This is a genomic window from Candidatus Krumholzibacteriia bacterium, assembly GCA_029865265.1.
Lineage (GTDB): Bacteria > Krumholzibacteriota > Krumholzibacteriia > WVZY01 > JAKEHA01 > JAKEHA01.
In genome coordinates, this window is sequence record JAOUHG010000001.1 from 36,193 (window position 1) to 54,994 (window position 18,802).

Annotated in this window: 15 protein-coding genes; 6 read left to right on the forward strand and 9 right to left on the reverse strand. The window is 63.8% G+C overall.

Annotated features, from left to right (window positions below; all coding sequences use genetic code 11):
* Positions 1-54 precede the first annotated feature (54 nt).
* The 4 genes from OEX18_00145 to OEX18_00160 form a co-directional block, all read right to left on the reverse strand.
* Positions 55-606, reverse strand: a complete 552-nt coding sequence (locus OEX18_00145; GenBank protein ID MDH4335671.1) for a hypothetical protein — start codon at positions 604-606, stop codon at positions 55-57.
* Positions 607-800: 194 nt separating this feature from the next.
* Positions 801-1,985, reverse strand: coding sequence for a T9SS type A sorting domain-containing protein (locus tag OEX18_00150; GenBank protein MDH4335672.1), 1,185 nt, complete (start codon positions 1,983-1,985; stop codon positions 801-803).
* A gap of 764 nt (positions 1,986-2,749) precedes the next feature.
* The gene (locus tag OEX18_00155) at positions 2,750-3,046 is read right to left on the reverse strand and encodes a hypothetical protein (protein ID MDH4335673.1); all 297 of its coding nucleotides are present in this window, start codon (positions 3,044-3,046) and stop codon (positions 2,750-2,752) included.
* 164 nt (positions 3,047-3,210) lie between these two features.
* On the reverse strand, positions 3,211-3,792 hold the full coding sequence (locus OEX18_00160; GenBank protein MDH4335674.1) for a hypothetical protein: 582 nt from the start codon (positions 3,790-3,792) through the stop codon (positions 3,211-3,213).
* Between the two features lie 162 nt (positions 3,793-3,954).
* On the opposite strand from OEX18_00160, the gene OEX18_00165 reads away from it, so the two are divergent.
* A complete protein-coding gene (locus OEX18_00165; GenBank protein MDH4335675.1) occupies positions 3,955-4,842 on the forward strand; it encodes a response regulator in 888 nt (295 codons plus the stop codon).
* Between the two features lie 8 nt (positions 4,843-4,850).
* Here OEX18_00165 and OEX18_00170 read toward each other — a convergent pair whose 3' ends face one another.
* From OEX18_00170 to OEX18_00185, 4 genes are all read right to left on the reverse strand, one after another.
* On the reverse strand, positions 4,851-6,386 hold the full coding sequence (locus OEX18_00170; protein ID MDH4335676.1) for a sulfatase-like hydrolase/transferase: 1,536 nt from the start codon (positions 6,384-6,386) through the stop codon (positions 4,851-4,853).
* A 187-nt stretch (positions 6,387-6,573) separates the two neighbouring features.
* Positions 6,574-8,487: a von Willebrand factor type A domain-containing protein gene (locus OEX18_00175; GenBank protein MDH4335677.1), complete on the reverse strand. Its 1,914-nt coding sequence runs from the start codon at positions 8,485-8,487 to the stop codon at positions 6,574-6,576.
* A gap of 121 nt (positions 8,488-8,608) precedes the next feature.
* Positions 8,609-9,430, reverse strand: coding sequence for a hypothetical protein (locus OEX18_00180; GenBank protein ID MDH4335678.1), 822 nt, complete (start codon positions 9,428-9,430; stop codon positions 8,609-8,611).
* Positions 9,427-9,990: an RNA polymerase sigma factor gene (locus tag OEX18_00185; GenBank protein ID MDH4335679.1), complete on the reverse strand. Its 564-nt coding sequence runs from the start codon at positions 9,988-9,990 to the stop codon at positions 9,427-9,429. Before OEX18_00185 ends, OEX18_00180 begins: the two co-directional genes overlap by 4 nt.
* Positions 9,991-10,169: 179 nt before the next feature.
* On the opposite strand from OEX18_00185, the gene OEX18_00190 reads away from it, so the two are divergent.
* Complete coding sequence (locus OEX18_00190; protein MDH4335680.1) at positions 10,170-10,952, forward strand: dimethylargininase; 783 nt, start codon at positions 10,170-10,172, stop codon at positions 10,950-10,952.
* A gap of 57 nt (positions 10,953-11,009) precedes the next feature.
* Here OEX18_00190 and OEX18_00195 read toward each other — a convergent pair whose 3' ends face one another.
* Entirely contained in the window at positions 11,010-11,381 is a 372-nt protein-coding gene (locus tag OEX18_00195; GenBank protein ID MDH4335681.1) for an STAS domain-containing protein, read from the reverse strand.
* A gap of 91 nt (positions 11,382-11,472) precedes the next feature.
* Here OEX18_00195 and OEX18_00200 point away from each other — a divergent pair, with 91 nt between their 5' ends.
* From OEX18_00200 to OEX18_00215, 4 genes are all read left to right on the forward strand, one after another.
* The gene (locus OEX18_00200; protein ID MDH4335682.1) at positions 11,473-15,687 is read left to right on the forward strand and encodes a response regulator; all 4,215 of its coding nucleotides are present in this window, start codon (positions 11,473-11,475) and stop codon (positions 15,685-15,687) included.
* Between the two features lie 165 nt (positions 15,688-15,852).
* Positions 15,853-16,524 (forward strand): hypothetical protein, encoded by a 672-nt coding sequence (locus OEX18_00205; protein ID MDH4335683.1) that lies wholly within the window; start codon positions 15,853-15,855, stop codon positions 16,522-16,524.
* 113 nt (positions 16,525-16,637) lie between these two features.
* Positions 16,638-18,053, forward strand: coding sequence for a T9SS type A sorting domain-containing protein (locus tag OEX18_00210; protein ID MDH4335684.1), 1,416 nt, complete (start codon positions 16,638-16,640; stop codon positions 18,051-18,053).
* The gene (locus OEX18_00215) at positions 18,050-18,784 is read left to right on the forward strand and encodes a GEVED domain-containing protein (GenBank protein MDH4335685.1); all 735 of its coding nucleotides are present in this window, start codon (positions 18,050-18,052) and stop codon (positions 18,782-18,784) included. The genes OEX18_00210 and OEX18_00215 overlap by 4 nt, the downstream gene beginning before the upstream one ends.
* Positions 18,785-18,802: the final 18 nt, after the last annotated feature.

Genomic DNA, 18,802 nt, shown 5'->3' on the forward strand with positions numbered 1-18,802 from the left:
TCGTCATTATAGCACGGTCCCCGCGCCGCGCTTACAGCCGGCCATTCCCGCTGTCTACTCCACCTCCACCGAGCAGACCATCTGCACGCGGCATTCCGATGAGCCGGAAACAGAGATCGTCTCGGGACCATTTTTCCAGTCCCTGCCGCCCTGCCAGTAGTGATTGCTGTAGCCGATGGAATCGGCCATGCGGTCGTCGTACAGCCCGTTGGTGTCCCACTCGTACAGGTGGAATTCGAGCATGAAGAAGTCGTTTGTCTTGGGCTCGCGTTCCATGGTGAACACGATGTCATCGAAGTCGGCCGCCTGGCCGGCGAGGCCGCTGAACGAACCATTGAATCGTTTCCAGTCCGCCTGGTCCACACCGCTCTCCCGCACCACCAGCTCGAAGGTGAAGTCGCCGGGGTTGGTGGGGTCGTTCTCGCAGCTCGCGATGACGATCGCGGAGGCCACGGTGACGGTGACGGTGTGGGTGGTGGGGCCGGTGTCCACCGGAGGGGCCAGCGGGGTGTCCTCGTCACCGCAGCCGGCCACGGTGAGGGTGAGCACGGCGGCGAGGGCGATCCCGTTAACTGATTGCAATGAAATAAGTTTGTCGATCTTCACGGTGATCCTTTCGTCGATCGGGTAAGTGTCTGCTCACCCTCAACGCAGGAAAGGGCCCCGAAAGTGATCACGGTATCAGCATCCGGGCGTCGAAAGGTCCCCTCAGCATTGTGGAAGGCCCGCCCAAGAAAAGGGCGCCCGGACCTCGCGGTCCAGGCGCCCTCTTCGTTGTTCCAAAGCGGGGTTGCCCGCGCCTACTTCAGCAACACCATCTTCTTCGACTCGTTGAACTTCCCGGCCGTCAGGCGATAGAAATACACGCCCGATCCCACCGGTGTGCCCGACGAGTCGCGGCCGTCCCACGTGATGTCGTGGGCTCCGCGGTCGCGTACGTCGTCGACCAGCATGCGAACCAGCGCGCCGCTCGCGCTGTAGATCGCCAGGCCGACCCGCTCCCTCGCCGGAAGCGTGAAGCGGATGCTGGTGGTCGGGTTGAACGGGTTCGGCGAGTTCTGCGCCAGCTCGATACTCGCACCGGGCAGTCTCACTTCCGCCGTCGGCGAGAGGAACTCGCCGTCGCCGTCGATGACGCCGATCCGGTACACGTACGTCTTGCCCGCCAGCGCGGTGTTGTCGACATACAGGAAGTCGCCGTTGCGCGGCGCGTCGACAATCGCAAGCTCCGCGAACACGTCGCGGCCGCTGTCGGCCCGATACACCGCCACGTAGTTCGCGCTGCCCAGCGTGGATGAGAACCGCGCACGGATCTCGACGCCGCTGCTGGTGGGACGAACGTTGAAGGCCGCGATGGCGACGCTCACCGGCAGGTCGCAGGTGTTCGTCCAGCCCAGGTCGTGGAAGTGCGCCAGCGTGAGGTCCACGTCGCTGGACAGGCCGCTGTTGATCGCCGGCTCCATCAACAGGTCAGGAAACGCGCTCACGTCGAAGTGTGAAATCGACGAGCCACCCTGGTACGGGTTGGGCGCGTACAGCTTCACCCTGCCATTGGCATCCGCACCCGCCAGAACCGACGGGTCCAGCCCCAGCGTAACGTTCACCGGACCGCCCAGCAGCGCGTTCTTGAGCGCGGTGCCGTCGGCCATGGTGACGCTCACCACCGGAATGACGATGGTGGGGTCCGCACCGCCCAGTCCCGGCGGGGTGGAGCCGGCGACGTTGTTGGCGATGACCACCGCGATGGCCCCCGCGGCCTGTGCGGCCGCGGCCTTCAGGGTGAACGCACAGGTCCCGCGGTCGATGAGCGCGATGTTGCCGGCAACCGCACCGGCATTGACCAGCGGTTCACACCCGTCGGTAACCGTACCGGTTCCGTCGTCCACCAGCACCAGGTTGCCGGTGACGTTGAACGACGAGGGGCCGAAGGAGGCGTTGCCGTACAGGATCTTCGGTGGCAGCGGCCCACCGCTGTTCACGAACATGGTGGGCGTGCCGCCCAGCACCTCGGGCGCCCGGGTGGTGACGCAGTTGCCGTTCCACACCACGTTGCCCGTGTTGACGGCGGACGCCGCGCGCTGCGCCTGGGTCATGTTGTCCCAGGTCATTCCCAGCGTGTTGTCGCGGATGTGCCGCTCGTACACGTCGGGGCGGCCGCCGGATTCGGCGCCGCTCGAGCCCACCAGCGTGCTGAAACCGAGGCCGTGACCCATCTCGTGCAGCAACACCGGCAGCAACTCCACGTCGGTGCCCTCGTTGCCGTCATAGCCGTAATACCAGCCGCGGCCGCCGAGGCAGGCGGGATCGCCGTTGAGGTTGCTGTTGAAGGTGGCATTGATGTCATACAGCGCGGGATTCAGATCGACCCCACCCAGCTTGTTCGCCAGTGCGACGTGGTACCAGGTGTTGGCGAGCGGCGCGCCCGCGAAGTCCGACCACACCTGCGACGGTCCGGCCGAACCGAGCACCGCGGATGTCGCCGTGCACGTCTGCGGGTTGAACTGCGCGCGGACGATGATGGTCACCGAACTGGGCAGCAGCCCGCCCCAGATGTCGGCCGCGTGCTGGAACGCATTCAGCCGCTGCTGGCCGACCGTGGTGCCCGGGTTGCCGCCGACCGGTGTGGCGGGGGTCGGGTCGTTGAAGCCTTCACCCGCGGTGTCGTTGTTCAGGATGGTGATGACCGCCGCATTGGCGGCGGTTACGCTCGCGAGGGTCAGGAGCAATGCGAATACGAGCAGGCGTCGCATTACTTCACCTCCAGCGTCGCGGGAGCAACCGTCGTTTCCGTCAGGATGTTCTCCACGTTCTCGGCATTGTCGGCGCACACGACGGCGTTGCCGTTCTGATCGATGCGCACCACGGACACGCTCTGGAAGCGGCCCTGCAGGTCCATCGACTCGGAACCGTCGGCGTGCCGCACGATCTCCAACCCTTCGGTGTCACGGCGCAGCGCGTTCTGCGTATCGGCATCGAGCGTAAGCGGCTCGGTGGGCATGACGCCCACGGTGAGTTCGCCGGTTTCCGGGTCCAGGTACGCCATCATACTGGCCGTACCCGGCGTCTCGGTGCTCGGCTCAACCGCGACAACACTGCTGTCGGTACTGCTCCTCGGCGACAAAACCACGAGCGTCGCCACGCTCAAAACCAACACAAGGGTAATCCCTGCCCATTTGCGCTTTCTCATAGGGGAGCCTTTCGGCATGAGGGTTAACCGGTTGCTGACGAGATAGACGGGAATTCTACCACATGGGTGTGCGCCTGTATGCCGGCAACGTGCGGATGGACCGCCGCCCACCCACGGACCTTGTGCATTGATTCACACAATGAACAGAGCGGCCATGGCTTCTGCAACACGCCCCGCAACCGTCCCAGCCACTCCGCCACCGTCTGGAGTAACACCGCCGCGCCCTGCGCGGGGTCGACCTGGCGGTCGTTCTCCGCGAACAACGCGAGGACGGGGATTGGCAACGCGCTGACCGTCTTCGCCGGATCCAAGAACGACTCCGACGTGGTGTCCGCGGGCGTGAAGTCCTCCTCGGGCGCAACGCCCGCCCACCCCAGACCGTCGCGAATAGCGGGAATGCCCTCCAGAATCTCCGCCGCGCAGAGCACGTAGTTGCCAACAAGGTAGGCGCCCTGCCAAATACTGTTCTCCATGGGACACGACCACGCAACCACGAATGCGACATCGCGCGTCCGTGCCAGCGCGACCGCCATCACGTAGCTCGCCTGGCTGGATCCGTAGAGGCCAATTGTGTCCGGCACGATGCCGGGAGCAGCAGCAGACAACAGAGCACCGGGGAGACGGATGCGTGCATCGTCGGCCTTCCTTCTCGTATTGGAGCTGTGGCCGGCACGATTCTACTACAGAAAACCCGGCTGGCGTCAGTGAGGAGGCAGCGGAATGTGATATGATTGGCTTCCAACCGCCGAGACAGGAGGCTGAAGAGCATGGAGAGAATCCTCGTCGTCGACGACAGCCAGGAGGCCCGTGATCTCGCGGGGGAGTGCCTGCGGGACCACGGCATGACCCCCATTTTCGCCTGCAATGGCCGCGAGGCTATGTCCGCAATCGAGGACCATCCACCCGACGCCGTTTTGACCGACCTGCACATGCCGGAGATGGACGGCCTGGAGCTTGTCCGGCTGGTGCGGAGCCGGTTTTCAGGCCTGCCCGTGGTGCTCATGACCTCGCAGGGGAGCGAGGAAACCGCGGTCAGCGCGTTGCGTGCGGGCGCGCTCAGCTACGTTCCCAAGGCCAAGTTGCGCAACAATCTCTGCGACGCAATGGGGATGGTGATGGCCGCGGTCGAAGAGCGGCGTTTTCGCGAGCGAACCCGTTCGCTGCTGGAACACAGCGAGGCCAGCTTCCTCCTGGGCTACGAAATGGACGGTCCCAATGCGCTGATCAGCCACCTGCAGGGAAATCTCCGCCAGGTCAACTTCTGCGACGATACCGAGCTGTTTCAAATTGGCACCGCGCTGGCGGAAGCGTTGAGCAACGCCATCGACCATGGCAACCTGGAACTGGACTCCGCGATTCGCGAGCAGGGCGCGGATGTGTACGCGGAACTCCGGCAGCAGCGTGCGACGCAAGATCCCTATCGCGACCGTCGTGTGCGGGTGACGGAAACGCTCCGCCCCGACGTGGTACAGTACCGCGTGCAGGATGAGGGCAAGGGGTTCGATGTTTCCTGCGTGCCGGACCCGCTCCACCCGGATTGCCTGCTCAAGGTGAGCGGTCGCGGACTGCTGCTGCTGCGCACCTTCATGGACGACGTGACCTTCAACGCGACCGGTAGCGAAGTCACCATGACGAGACGCCGGCGGACAACCTGACGAATAATCTAGCGAACTCGGTCGGTAATTGGTACGAAGCGATACAGGTGGAACAGGTCGTAGTAGGCGAAGCACTCGTCCGGCAGGATTTCGTAGTTCGTCCCGAAGTACTGGTTGAACACCAGGCGAAACGTGTTGACCGGTGTCATTGACGGGTGAAACACGGCCGGGTCGATCCCGGGCAGATACATTGCATTCAGTATCCGTGTCTTCTCCCGGCACTCGTCCCGGGTTGCGCTCTCCCACTTGAACTCCGCCGCTTTGGTGCCCGCCGGGTAGGGGCCCTCGTCGGACTGCACGATGATGACCGGGGGCTTGCGGGACTTCTGCAGGATCGCATCGACCAGTTCCAGAACGCGCTTGTTGGTGTACTCCAGCTGACCCACATAGTTATCCCGGGCACTGCGCGCCGCTTCGGCATCGCTGTCGACAAACCCGCCATTGCTGTCAAAGACGTACGGTTCGTGTGGTATCAAGAAGTGCCCGAACACGAACTTGGGACCCGGCGTGTCGGGCACGGCCATCAACCTGGCGAAGTTGTGGTTGACGCGTTTGTATTTCTCGGCTCGATTGTCGTCGAGCACCCGCAGCTTGCTCAGAACCGGAGCCGCCATGGTTGTTTCCAGATACATGCGTGTGAATTCAGGCAGCTGTTCCACGTTGTAATTGATATCCGCATTGGGATTGTGGGCGGTCACATGGAAGCGCGTGCCGGCATGGATGAACAGGTAGCCCTTCGCCTTGAGGAAGCGCCAGACGCGATAGTCCTCTAGCATGAAGAACAGGGGCAGCCGGTTGACGCTGTCGTTCCCCATGAGGCTGGTGAGGCAGTCGATGTATCGCATGCTAAGCGTGGCGGAGAGTGATTGCAGCGTCATTACGTAGTTGGAGTAGCTTTCCTGGGCAACATAGAAGCCACGGCTCGACAGGTGGTCGGTGAACGCCGAGTTGTCGTAGTCAAAGTAGTCTCTCAGGCTGCTGTTGCTGGCGTAGCGATCGAGACAGATGAAGTAGATGTCGGGTGCGGAATCGGGGATGGCGCTGGCGAAGTCCATATCATCGGAGTAGGTACAGTTTACCGTCGTGGCCGTTCGGTTCGACGTGACTTCGAAGCGCGCAATCGTCCACAGCGGAACGACGAACAGTCCCGCGCCGACGACGATGGCGAGACGGTTCAGCGGCCGGAGGTCTGCCCTCGTTCTCAGTATCGCCAACGTGCCGGCCAGGAGTGCCAGTCCCCAGACGGTGAGCAGGACGGTTGGCTTCGCCAGGGGAATGCCGAACAGGACCCACGCGTTGATACTGGTCGACACCGGGCCGAAGGCGGTCACCAGGAACAGCCACAGGGATGTAATCAGCGCGGCTTTGTAGCGGTCCCTCGACAGGAGATAAGAAATTGCGTAGCCAAGGAGCCAGGCCAGAAGCATTGCAACGGCGGGGACCACGGCCGCCGAGGCATGCGCCTTCATGACGTTGTTGGCATAGAGAGACGCGACAGGCGCAAGGGCGAAGAGAATGGGGTGGAAGAAAGCGCTGTATCTCAACTGGTAATCCCCGACGTTCGGAACTTATCTCGCTGGACGCCTCAATTGTGATCCTGCCAGAGTAGGCCGCGGAAGCCACGGATACAAGTACCTTGGGACCGGGGTTTGCGGGGAAACGTGCGGGCCGTCCCCTTGCGGGGACGGCCCGGTCAGCGGAAGACGGCGCGCCCAACGCCCTCCCGCGTGACTACCTCACGCCGTACACCGGCGTCATGAGTGCCTGCGCCGTTTCGGCCAGGCTCACGAATTCGGCGCGGTAACCGTGTACGTCCTCGCCGCGCGCGGCGCGCGCGGTGGCGATGACCTGTTCCATGGTGGCGCTGCCCTTCTCGGGCGAGTTGCGCAGGACCATGCCAAACTCAGCCACCGCCGCCGCGAAGCGGAAGTTGTCCGAGGCGTTCGCGAAGCGCGTGTTGCGATCCTTGACCGCGACCGCGAGCAACTTGCTCTCCGAGGCAGTGGGCTCCTTGTACCTGAATGACACGGTGAGCAGTTCGTCACTGTGGCGACTGTCGTGCCGCACCGTGCGATCCGAGTACTTGAGCGGCGTGCCGTCGCGATCGTCACGATCGGCCAGTGCGATCTCGTACAGCGCCGTCACCGAGTGCCCGGCGCCGATCTCGCCGGCGTCCTTGGTGTCGTCGTCGAAGTCGCGGTCCTGCAAGAGTCGGTTCTCATAACCCACCAGCCGGTACGACGCCACGCGCGCGGGATTGAACTCCACCTGCAGCTTGACGTCCTTGGCGATGGTGAGCAGCGTGGCGCCCATCTCGTTGATAAGGACCTTCTTGGCCTCCACGATGTTGTCGATGTAGGCGTAGTGACCGTTGCCCTTGTCGGCGATGGTCTCCATCTTGGAGTCCTTCAGGTTGCCCTCGCCAAACCCGAGCACGGTGAGAAACACGCCGCTCTTGCGCTTCTCTTCGATGAGTCGCTCCATGTCGCTGTCACTCGATGCACCCACGTTGAAGTCGCCGTCGGTGGCCAGGATGACGCGGTTGTTGCCGTCGTCGAGGAAGTTCTGCTGCGCCACCTGGTAGGCCAGCTTGATACCGGCGCCGCCCGCGGTGGAACCGCCCGCCTCGAGGCGATCGATGGCGCACAGGATCTGTTCGCGGTCGCTCCCGCTGGTGGAGGGCAGCACCAGCCCGGCCGCGCCCGCGTACACCACGATGGCCACGCGGTCCTGCGGACGCAGCTGATCCACCAGCATGCGGAACGACGACTTGAGCAGCGGCAGCTTGTTGGGCTGATTCATGGAGCCGGACACATCGATGAGAAAGACGAGATTGCTCGGTGGCAGATCCTCCACCGCGACGCGCTCGCCCTGCAGGCCGATGTGGACCAGCTTGTGTTCGGGGTTCCACGGGCACTCGGCCACCTCGGTGGTGATCGAGAAGGGATGCTTGCCGCGCGGATCGGGATAGTCGTAGTCGAAGTAGTTGACCAGTTCTTCGATGCGCACCGCGTCCACCGGCGGCAGCTGGCCGCTGGTAATGAAGCGGCGCACGTTGCCGTACGATGCGGCGTCCACGTCAACGGAGAACGTCGAGAGTGGTTTGGCGAGTGCGGACAGCCAGCTGTTCTCAGTGATGGTGTCGTAGGACTCGAATCCCGGCGAGCGCCATGACATCGCGGGGCTCTCGCACGACATGCCCTTGACCTTGCCCACGCTCGCAGAACCCGGGACCTGCGGCATCGACGGCTGCGAGTTGCGCTGCCGCTCCAGGGCCTTCACTTCATCCTTCCGGGTTGTGCTCTCCAGCACGGCGGGGAGGTCCTGAACCGTCACCAGCCCGAAATCCAGCGTGACCGTCTGTCCGTCGTTTACGGAAATCCGTTGCAGAAGCGACGGCATACCGGTCTTTTCGGCACGAACGATGTAGACGCCCGCGGGCACGTTGCTGATGGTATACGCGCCGTCGGTGCCGGTGTGCGTGGTGAGCTGTGTGCCCACCACGACCACCGTGGCGCCCGCAACGGGCGCCTGGGTGGCGGGATCATAGACGTGTCCCGTGATGCGTCCGGTTCCTTTGGCGCTGGAGAAAACCGCGCCCAGCGTTATTGCCAGCATGATGCTGATCCAGATGATGGTCTTCATGGGATGCCCCTTTCTATAAGGATGAGGTCACCCACTGACGCGGTGACTCTCGATTGCACCCCTGAGTCGCCGCGGGCGCGCGTTTGGTTTTTGGAAAAGGCGGCTTTTTGGGCGGGCGGGATCAGTCCTCGTCGGCCACGCGGATGCGGATGATGCCGTCCGAGGTATAGATGAGGAGCATCCTGCCCTGGGCGTCCTGGACCACGCGCACGCTGTCGGGCGTCTCGACGGTAACCGCCACGCCGTTCAGCACGAACGTGAAGGTGGGTGTGGAGTTCTTCTTGCCTGCAGCCTCGCGCGCGTCCGGTGCGGGCGCAGCCTGCTCCTGGAGGACGGCCGTGGCTGCGGGGGTTTCTGCGGATTCAAGCACGTCGTCCAGCTCGTTGTCCCGCGACGCGAGCCCCTTCTCGAGCGCCGCGTTCCGGGCAGCACGGTCCGCCTCGGACTGTGCCGGTGCCGCGGGTTGCGCTGCGCGACTGCGCTTCTGCTTCGATTCCAGCGAGCCCTCCGCCAACTTCTGTTCGTCCTCGCGCGCCTCATCCTTCGATGGCGCCGCCTGTCGCGGCTGCTCCTTCGCAGGCTGGTCGGCGACAAGCGTCTTGGCGGTTGCGACCGGTTCAGCCGCTTCCTCTTCGGGCAGCGTCGCGGCCGGCTGATTCAAACGCCCCGGTTCGTCCGGCTTCACCCGTTCGAACGCAGGGGGCGCCTGCCCGTCGCCGCCCCGGTGCAATCCAACGGAATAGGCGCCGATCACCAGCGCCACGCACGCGGCCAGCAGCCCCGCAATACGCGTCTGGGTGAGCACAATGGCCGGGCGCCGCTTCTCCAGGAAGCCGTGCTCGCGCATGGCGCCCACCACGCGCTCCTCCAGCCCGGCGGGTATGCGCTCGCGGGGAAGGCTGTCCAGTGCCTTGCGTTCTTCTGGCGTCAGTTCGTCGCTCATCGCTCTGCTCCCTTGTTCGACATCAGGGCGCGGAGTTTCTGCCGCGCGCCGGAGAGGAGCGTCTTGGACGTTCCCTCCGGGATGCCGAGATGGTCGGATATCTCCCGATGCTTCATTCCTTCCACGTCGTGCAATACGAACACCATGCGCTGGTCGTCGGGCAGGCGCGCGATCATGCGTTCCAGGTCGACCCGCGCCTCGTGCGGGTCCGGAACCACGGCCACGTCCGGAACCACCGCCACACCGGTTTCGCGCGAGCGTCCGTATTTGCGGACGCGGTCGCGCACGCGGTTGAGACCGATGCCGGTGAGCCAGGTGGAAAATGCGGAGTTCCACTGGAAGCGGTCGAGGCTCTCGAAGGCGTGGACCCAGATTTCCTGCACGACATCCTCCGCTTCGTGATCGCCCCGCGCCAGCAGCCGCGCCACCAGCATGAACAGGCGTGGCGTGTGGCGGCGGTAGAGCTCCCGGAAGGCGCGTTCGTCCCTGCGTTGGAGAACGGCCTCGACCAGTTCGCGGTCGGTCCGGAGGCTTTCCTGGGGCGCGCTCATCTCAGCCATTGAGTCGCTCCGAGTCGGGAAAAGGTTTGGATGGAATCGAGGAATGATGGCACGCCTGCGACATCCTGGCGAACACTCTAACCGCTTAATGCCATTGATTTTGCCGGCCAAGCGCGGCGTTGCCGGAGGCCTTCTGCTCTGGTAGTGTGGGGTTCGCCCCAACCGGTCAGGAGCGTCCCATGTCCCGCATTGCCATAACCCGTCAAGTCAGCAGGAGTATTGTTCATTGCGAGCTCACCCACCTCGCCCGTGAGCCCATCGACTACGCGCGCGCCGTCGAACAGCACGAGGCCTACGAAGCCGCGCTCGTACAACTGGGCTGCGAGATCGTGCGCGCACCCGCGGCGCACGACCTGCCCGACGCCGTATTCGTGGAAGACGTGGCCCTGGTGATGGACGAGGTGGCCGTCATGACCCGCCCGGGCGCGGAGTCGCGCCGCGCCGAGTTGCCGGGGGTGGAACCGCTGCTCGCGCGCTACCGCGACGTGGTGCGCATCGAAGCCCCGGGCACACTGGATGGGGGCGACGTTCTACTTGTGGGCAGGCGGTTCTTTGTGGGGCGGTCGAGCCGGACCAATGATGCGGGAATCGTGCACCTGCGCGCTCTGGTCTCAGAGCACGGCTATTCGGTGGATGCGGTGGACGTGCGCGGCTGTCTGCACCTGAAGTCCGCGGTAACGGCGGTGGGGGAGAGCACGCTCCTGGGAAACGGCACGTGGGTGGACCGGGGTGCGTTTGGCGATGTCGCGTGGATCGATGTGGATCCCGCGGAACCACATGCGGCGAATGCGCTATGGGTTGGCGACGGCGTCATCTATCCGCGCGCATATTCACGCACGGCAGCTCTCGTGCGGACGCACCTCGATTCAAAGGGAATGTTGCTCCGTCTGGTCGACGCCTCGGAGCTGGCCAAGGCCGAGGGCGGCGTGACGTGCTGCAGTCTGATCCTCACGAGCGGGTGAGAAATGATGGTCAGGCACCGCATGGGTTGCGAAGGCCCATTCGCCCGTTGATCCGGCTTACTGGGCTCCGGCGGCCTTGCTCTGCTTCAAATACTGGATGGCCTCATCGGTGCTATCGAATGTCTGGAAGATACGGGTCAGTTGCGTGGTGATGAAGATACTCTTCATTCTGTCAGCCAGACGGGCGAGCACCATTTCTCCTTCGGCGCTTCTGACGCTCGCGAGCGCGCCAATCAGCATCCCGACGCCGAGGCTGTTGGCCCAGGCAACCTTGCCCAGGTCGATGACAAAGAGCCTCTTGTCTTCTTCCAGCGACGCCTTGATAAAGGCGTGAAAATCGTCCCGATCGTGGCCGGGTCCGCCCATGAGATTCCCCGACATCTCCACGACTACAACTTCGTCAATATCTCTTCGCTTCAGCTTCAGCAATTCGACCCCTCCTTCAACGGTACTCGTTGCCCCCCCCTGCGATTGCTACAGCTTACCGTAGAGGGTACCGGGACTGCTATAATAGAAGCCTATGCTCGAAGGGCGTCTCCGCGGGATCTCGAGGCTCAAGCGAGGCGGCGGCAGCGGCATCTGCGCCGCCGTGCTGCTGCTTCTGTGCCCCGCGATGGCGTCTTCGTCTCCGGTCGGTAACGGCCCGCAAAACGAGTCCATCTTCTCCAGTGCCTACCAGCCCACCATTGACAAGCTCACCGTCAATGACGGGCTACCGGAGAACTCCGTCCGCGCAATCGCACAGGATCGCGGCGGCTTCATGTGGTTCGGAACGCAGAACGGCCTGGCGCGATACGACGGCTACGAGATGACGGTGTTTCTGCCGTCGCCCGACGACAGCACGGCACTCGGGGATCGGACCATTGAGTCCATCATGGAGGATCAAGCCGGCTACATCTGGATTGGCACCTTTCTCAATGGATTGTGGCGCTTCGATCCCGCAACCGAAACCTTCCGGGGGTATTCCTTCCGGCGCGATGGCAGCGCGGGCGGAGGCCACGTTCGCGATGTGGCCGAGGATTCCGACCGACGATTGTGGGTTGCACTCGACAACGGCCTTGCGGTGCTGGCCCCCGAGACCGGAGTAATCTCCTGGATCTGGCCACAGGACGGCTCCGAGGATGGCACCGCGGTCGTCTTTTCATCGCTCGGGGTCGACCCGCGCGGAAACGTGTGGGTGGGGACTGAGTCGAACGGCATCGCTGTCGTGGAGCGCGGGTCCGCGCAGGCACGTTTTTTCGATACCACCCGTCCCGGTACCGAACTGCTCCACCAGACCATCATCCGGGATATATTTCTGTCGCCGGACGGTGCGCTGTGGGTGGCTTCGGATCTGGGGCTGTCATTGTGGAGCCCAACCACGGATACATTCGTTCCGTTTGTCCCGCAGCCCGATACCGGCGGTGCCCGGGAATTGCGCATGCTGAGCATTGCCGCCGCCCCGGACGGCGTGCTGTGGATCGGCTCCGTGGCCCGTATCTATGCGTTCGACCCCGTGGCGCGGCGGTTTCGCAGTTTCGCGTACGATCCGGAACGCCTGCCAACGCTCGCAAACGGCCCGTTTCTGGCGATGTACTGTGATCGCTCCGGTCTGATATGGGCCGGCAGCTGGCTGGCCGGCATCAACAAGATCGATCCGGCCGGCGTGGGCTTCCGGGTGCGCCGTCACGACCCCTCCGACAGCGGCAGTCTTCCCTATGACCAGGTTGAGGCGGTTTATCGGGATCGCGAAGGCACAGTGTTGGTGTCGACCGGACGTTACGGACGCGACAGCGATGTGGGCGCGTTGTCCCGCGCGGCCACCATCGATGCGCCTTTCCGGGCGGTGGAGGAGCACGCGGGGCGCGCGTTTGGCGTGGTGCGCAGTTTCCACCGGGACGATGACGGTGTTGTCTGGGTTGGTACGTCGCGGGGCGTCTGGTACTTGCGGGACGGCGCGCCCGTCCCCGCCAGGATCGAATCCGGGCCCGTGGCCGACAAGCTGGGCCACGCCAATGTGCGGTCCATGGCATCGCAGGGGGAAGACCTTTGGGTGGGAACGACCAACCATGGTTTGTTTCGTCTGAACAAGCGGACGGGCCAGCTCACGAACTTCGCCAACGATCCCTCGGACACGACGTCCCTCAGCCAGCAGGCGGTGGTCGTGGTTCATGTCGACCCGCGTGGGCGTGTCTGGGCCGGCACCGACGCGCGCGGGCTCAACCTGTTTGACGAAGGTACGCAGACGTTCACGCGTTTCTTCGACCCTCGCCTGGGGCTCGATTCCATCGTGGACATTCACGATGCCGAAGGCGGTGATCTGTGGCTCGGAACCTTCGCCGGCTTGCTGCGCTTCAATGCCAAGAACGGCGTGGTCCAGTCCGTCGGCATCAACAATGGTCTTCCCAATGATCTCGTGGTTTCGATTCTGGAGGACGACGCGGGGCGGCTGTGGCTGGCGACCGGCAAGGGAATCGCGTGCTACATGCCCGGCGTGGGCGTGGTCAAGACCTACGAGGAGCGCGACGGACTGCCGGGTAACGACGCCCAGTTCGCGAGCTTTCGGGCAGGCGATGGCACGTTGCTGTTTGGTGGAGCAGGAGGGCTGACGTCGTTCCGGCCCAGTGACATCCGCGACAGCGGCTTCGTGCCGCCGGTGGTGCTTACCAGCATGACCGTGTCGGACCGGCCGATGGGAATCGGTGGCGCGTCGCCCCTGAGCGCGGCACTGCACATGACGGAGAATATCAGGCTCGATCACAACCAGAACGATCTGTCGATCTCCTTCGCCGCCCTCGACTACGGCCGGCCCGAACGTAATCGCTATCGCTTCCGCCTCGATGACTACGACAACGACTGGCGCACGCCTGGCCCGAGGCGAACGGCCACCTACACCAATCTGACGCCGGGCAACTATGTGTTCCGGGTACAGGGCAGCAACCGGGACGGTGTGTGGAATGAAGCAGGCACATCCCTGCGGATCCGTATCGCCCCGCCCTGGTGGCAGACAAACTGGGCCAACGCGCTCTACTTCCTGCTGGGCGTCGGTGTTCTCTCGGTTGTCTACCGGCAGATCATGCACCGGGCGCGTATGCGGACCGCGCTCGCCGTCGAACGCGCCGAGGCGGAGCATTTTCACGAGCTGGATCGTGTGAAGTCGCGCTTCCTTGCCAATATATCGCACGAGTTCCGCACACCGCTGACCCTCATCGAAACGCCGCTGCAGCGTCTTGCGACCGATCCAGGGTCGGGGGATTCGCGCCTCTTCGAGACGATGGCGCGCAATGCCAGGCGTCTCGGGCAGTTGATCGACCAGTTGCTGGATCTGTCGCGGCTGGAGGCCGGCCGCCTGCCCGTCAAATGGCAACGGGGAGATTACCTGGCGTTTCTCAGGGCACTGGTGATGTCGTTCGATTCCTTCGCGGGCACACGCGGCGTCCGCATGGAGACGAACATCCCTGTGGAGGCAGGTGACGGATGGTTCGATGCGGACATCGTGGAGAAGATCGTCACGAATTTGATGTCCAACGCGTTCAAGTTTACGCCGGAAGGTGGCACTGTTCTGATCGGGGTATCCGTCTCGCCTGAAACCGTCCTGACACGCGTGCCGCGCATGGGCCGCTCCAGTGTGGAGGGTAGCCGTCACGGGAACGCGCGCAGAGTCCAGATCACGGTCAGCAATACCGGGTCCTACATTCCCCCCGCCGAACGAAAACGGATCTTCAACCGTTTTCACGAAGTGTCGCCCTCGGGCGGAACCGGCATCGGGCTGTCGTTGGTGAAGGAACTCGTGGACTGGATGTATGGCGATGTCTCCGTCGACAGCGATCCGCAGTCGGGAACCCGTTTTCAGGTGGTGCTGCCGGTATTCACGGAGGCGCCTGTCGCCGAACTCGCAGAGGCGGAGGGAATGCTGGCCGGGGCAGGAGAGTCGCTCACCTACGAGCCGGCGGATACGGACGGGGCAGAGGGCGGAGAAGAGGAGACGGTCGAGGACGCGCCGATGATTCTCGTCGTCGAGGATCACCTGGACCTGAGGTCATATCTGCGTCACGAACTCTCGCCCGATTTCAGGGTTCTGGAAGCCGAGAACGGACGCGCGGGTTTCGAAAAAGCCGTGGCCGAAATCCCAGACCTCGTGCTGAGCGACGTGATGATGCCGGAAACGGATGGCTTCGAACTGTGCGAGAAACTCAAGGAAGATGAGCGGACCAGCCACATTCCGGTCATCCTTCTCACCGCGCGTGTCGAAGCGGAGAGCCGCAAGAAAGGGCTTCGGACCGGCGCGGATGACTACATCGCCAAGCCCTTCAATGCCGAAGAACTCAAGTTGCGCGCCAACAACCTGATAGAGCAGCGGCGCAAGCTCGCCGAACGTTTTGCGCGCACTGTTGCGATTCTCGCCCCGAACGCCATGCCGGTGACGTCCGCGGACGAGCGCTTCCTTGTGCGGACACGCGAGGTCATCGAGGCCCACCTGGACGATACCGATTTCCGGGTGGAGCACCTGTGCGAGGAGGTCGCCATGAGCCGCGCCCAACTCCACCGCAAGCTCAAGGCACTGACGGGGAAGTCCACCAGCGAGTTCGTTCGAACCCATCGGATCCAGCGGGCCGCGCAGCTCCTCAAGGGGGGCTATGGCAACGTAACCGAGGTGGCGCTGGCCGTCGGCTTCCAGAATCTCTCCTACTTTTCCAAGAGCTTCCGGGCCCAGTACGGGGTTCTGCCCTCGGACTACCCCCAGCGCCGCCGATAGAGACAATACTGCTAAAGTCCGCAACATGCCTGCTAGCGGGCCAAAGGGCGTTTTCTCTACAATCTCCACTGTAAATCGTACATTCGTCGGATCCAGCACCTGGGTATTCCAGACAGGGCAGTGGGATTCGGCCTCCCTCAACCTCGATAAAGAGGGGAAATCCTTATGAACAAGGCAGCTATCAGATTTGCAGCCCTGGCCCTCGTTGCACTCGTCGCGGTTGCGCCGATCGCAAACGCCACCACCATCTGGGACCAGTCGACGTTCGACCCCCTGGGTGCCGGCTTCTTTAACACCATCTCCGGTGGCCCCCCGTTTGGAATGACGGTGTATACCGTTGCAGACGTTACACTTACCGGCCAGTGCGTGGTTGACTGCGTGACCATGTACTACTCGGCCCTCGATCCGGGCTGGGGTGGCGCAATCTCGCAGGGCGTCGTCAATGTGTTCCCGCGGACAGGCGCTTTGCCGATTGACGGGACGGACAACCCGACCGTTGGAGCGGTGGTGCCGATGACGGCCACGCTGATGTCCGGCGCGGGTGGCGAGTACTTCGCCCTGACCGCCTGTGGGCTCAACATCAATTTGCCCGCGGGTGACTACTGGATCAGCATCACCCCGAACGCGCCGTCCGGCCCGGGGGGTGGCGAACTCGCGCTGGGTTCGACGACCTACCTCGGCGTTGATCCGGCCTCGTACGACCAGTACGCGTTCCCCGGTCCGCCGGCGTGGTTTGTGTTCAACCCCGGCCTGGATATCGCCATCAAGATCGAGGGCTCGTGCCCGGTGAGCACAGAGACTTCGACCTGGGGCAAGGTCAAGTCGTTGTACCGGTAGTTTCGAGTGTGAAACGGGCCACCCACATGGGTGGCCCGTTTCCGGTTTCCGCGATGCAGCCCCCCCCATTGCTCATCGATGAATCGAGACAACTTTTCTACGGGAGTCCTGGAATGAAACGTATCACATCCGCTATCGGAGCATTCTGTATCGGCTCGGTTGTTCTGTGCGGTGCAGCGAACGGGCAGGTCGCATTCCGGATGATTGGTGAGGGGCAGGCGACCGGCATCAACGCGGACGGCAGGGTGGTCGTTGGCAACATGAACGGCACCTTCGAAGCCTTCCGGTGGACACCACTCACGGGCATCGTGCCGCTCGGCCGCCCGGCAATCTGGGCCGGTGTTCAGGCCGGCACGCCCGACGTCTCTTCCGACGGAACACAGGTGTCTGCGACCATCTCCAGCCTGGACAGCACATACGCGACAATCGGACGCTGGACGGAAGGCGCAGGCTGGGAGGAGTGCCTGCCGCCCGCACCCCCCGATGGTGGGATCCTGGGCACGGCTTACGGTAGCGCGTGGGGCATTTCGGACGACGGCAAGACAGTGGTCGGCCTTTACTGGCGCCCGGGCCAGACGGATGGGACCGCGCACGCCGTTTTCTGGACCGAGGCCACCGGTGCGGTGAGCCTGGGTAGCAGTGGCAGGAACAGCCGCGCGAACGATGCGAACGCAGATGGGTCTGTCATTGTGGGCTGGGACGAAGCTCCCTTCGGCAACTGGCAGCCGACGGTGTGGGATGACGGGTTGCTCACGCACCTGTCAACCAAGGATGCTTTTCACGATGCGGAAGCAGTCACGGCGGATGGCAAGATGGTGGTGGGTGAGTCGTACAACACCACGACCAACGCTCTGGTCGCCGCCATCTGGCGCTTCAACGGCACCACCTGGGATGAGCAGCTGATTGGCGCGCTGCCCGGCACGTTTCCGGGGTACGGCCTCGCCAAGTGCATGGACGTGACACCGGACGGCAGCATGGTCGTCGGGTACAACCGCTTCGACTTTGCGCCCGCGCCGGCAACCGGCTTCATCTGGACGCAGGCGGGGGGCATGGTCAACCTCGAGACCTTCCTCGTGGCCAACGGCGTCACGCTGCCGCCGCAGTTCGACATTCTGGGACTCAACGGCGTGTCAGATGATGGCAAGGTGCTATGCGGTGTTGGCCAGGACACGACCTTCCCCTTCGCCTATCGCAGTTTCCTGGTCTACCTGGACCCGCTGACCGGCGTTGCCGGTACACCCGGTGTCGCGGGAATGGAACTCGGGCAGAACTACCCGAATCCGTTCAACCCTGCAACGTCCATTCCGCTGACCGTGACCACGGCCGGCAACGTGCATCTCGACGTCTTCAATGCCGCCGGCCAGCACGTGCGCACGCTGCACAACGGTTTCGTCGGCGCCGGAATCCACAGCTTTGCGTGGAGCGGCGTGAATGATCGTGGCGTGCCGCAGGCGAGCGGAGTGTACTTCGCGCGCCTGCAGGGTGCGGGAGGGCTCGAGCAGACGCGTCGCATGGTGCTCTTGAAATGACCCCTGGCAGGATGGTCATTGTGTTGCTCGTGGTGGCGGCGGCGATGGCCGCCACCACCGGCAATGCCGCGCCCGCCGACGAAGTGTACGTTTACGACGAGGCGATCGCGAACGAGATCGACGTCGAGCAGTTCATGCGCAGTGGCGAGGTTGTCCTGCGCTCCGGCGAGCCCGTTGTTACCTGCGGAGACCCCCTTCCCGTCCCCCCCGCCTACCCGCCGCTGCGGATTCTGCAGCCGGGCTTCGAGCAGCTCGGCATGAACCCGGATCGTGCGGATGGCATTCGTTTCATTGGTTCAGGGCCGGTGTGGAAGAAGAACCATCTTGTCGTCGTCATGTGGAAGATCCGCCTGCCCGAGGCTTCCACGCGCATACCCGGTGACTTCGGCGACCCCCTCACCGTTTCGCTATGGGTGGATTGGAACCGGAACGACGCCTGGGGCATTGACGAGCTCGTCGTCCAGCGCAACGTGGACGTGTCCGGCAAGATCACGAAGCGTCGCGAGCCTGTGACGGTGTTCTTTATCACGGCGTTCCGCGTGCCCGACATCCCGCCCACATCCAGGGGAACCCTCGACCATGGCCACGGCGGCGAAGTGGCGGACCTGTGGGTGCGGGGAACGGTGGCCTATGGCGACGCCCGGGTGGGCCCGGCAGGCGACCAGTTGTTCGGGGATGTGGAAGACTACCGGGTCCAGTATGAAGTGCGGCGCAACAAGCGCGACGACTAGCGAGAGGGTCCGCAACAT

Bases quoted from the DNA above. Each gene is read 5' to 3' on its own strand.
- OEX18_00205 (MDH4335683.1), top strand. From the start codon at position 15,853: ATGAACAAGGCAGCTATCAGATTTGCAGCCCTGGCCCTCGTTGCACTC.
- OEX18_00180 (MDH4335678.1), bottom strand. From the start codon at position 9,430: ATGAGCGACGAACTGACGCCAGAAGAACGCAAGGCACTGGACAGCCTT.
- OEX18_00150 (MDH4335672.1), bottom strand. From the start codon at position 1,985: ATGTTCGTGAACAGCGGTGGGCCGCTGCCACCGAAGATCCTGTACGGC.
- OEX18_00190 (MDH4335680.1), top strand. From the start codon at position 10,170: ATGTCCCGCATTGCCATAACCCGTCAAGTCAGCAGGAGTATTGTTCAT.
- OEX18_00155 (MDH4335673.1), bottom strand. From the start codon at position 3,046: ATGATGGCGTACCTGGACCCGGAAACCGGCGAACTCACCGTGGGCGTC.
- OEX18_00185 (MDH4335679.1), bottom strand. From the start codon at position 9,990: ATGGCTGAGATGAGCGCGCCCCAGGAAAGCCTCCGGACCGACCGCGAA.
- OEX18_00165 (MDH4335675.1), top strand. From the start codon at position 3,955: ATGGAGAGAATCCTCGTCGTCGACGACAGCCAGGAGGCCCGTGATCTC.
- OEX18_00215 (MDH4335685.1), top strand. From the start codon at position 18,050: ATGACCCCTGGCAGGATGGTCATTGTGTTGCTCGTGGTGGCGGCGGCG.
- OEX18_00210 (MDH4335684.1), top strand. From the start codon at position 16,638: ATGAAACGTATCACATCCGCTATCGGAGCATTCTGTATCGGCTCGGTT.
- OEX18_00200 (MDH4335682.1), top strand. From the start codon at position 11,473: ATGCTCGAAGGGCGTCTCCGCGGGATCTCGAGGCTCAAGCGAGGCGGC.
- OEX18_00175 (MDH4335677.1), bottom strand. From the start codon at position 8,487: ATGAAGACCATCATCTGGATCAGCATCATGCTGGCAATAACGCTGGGC.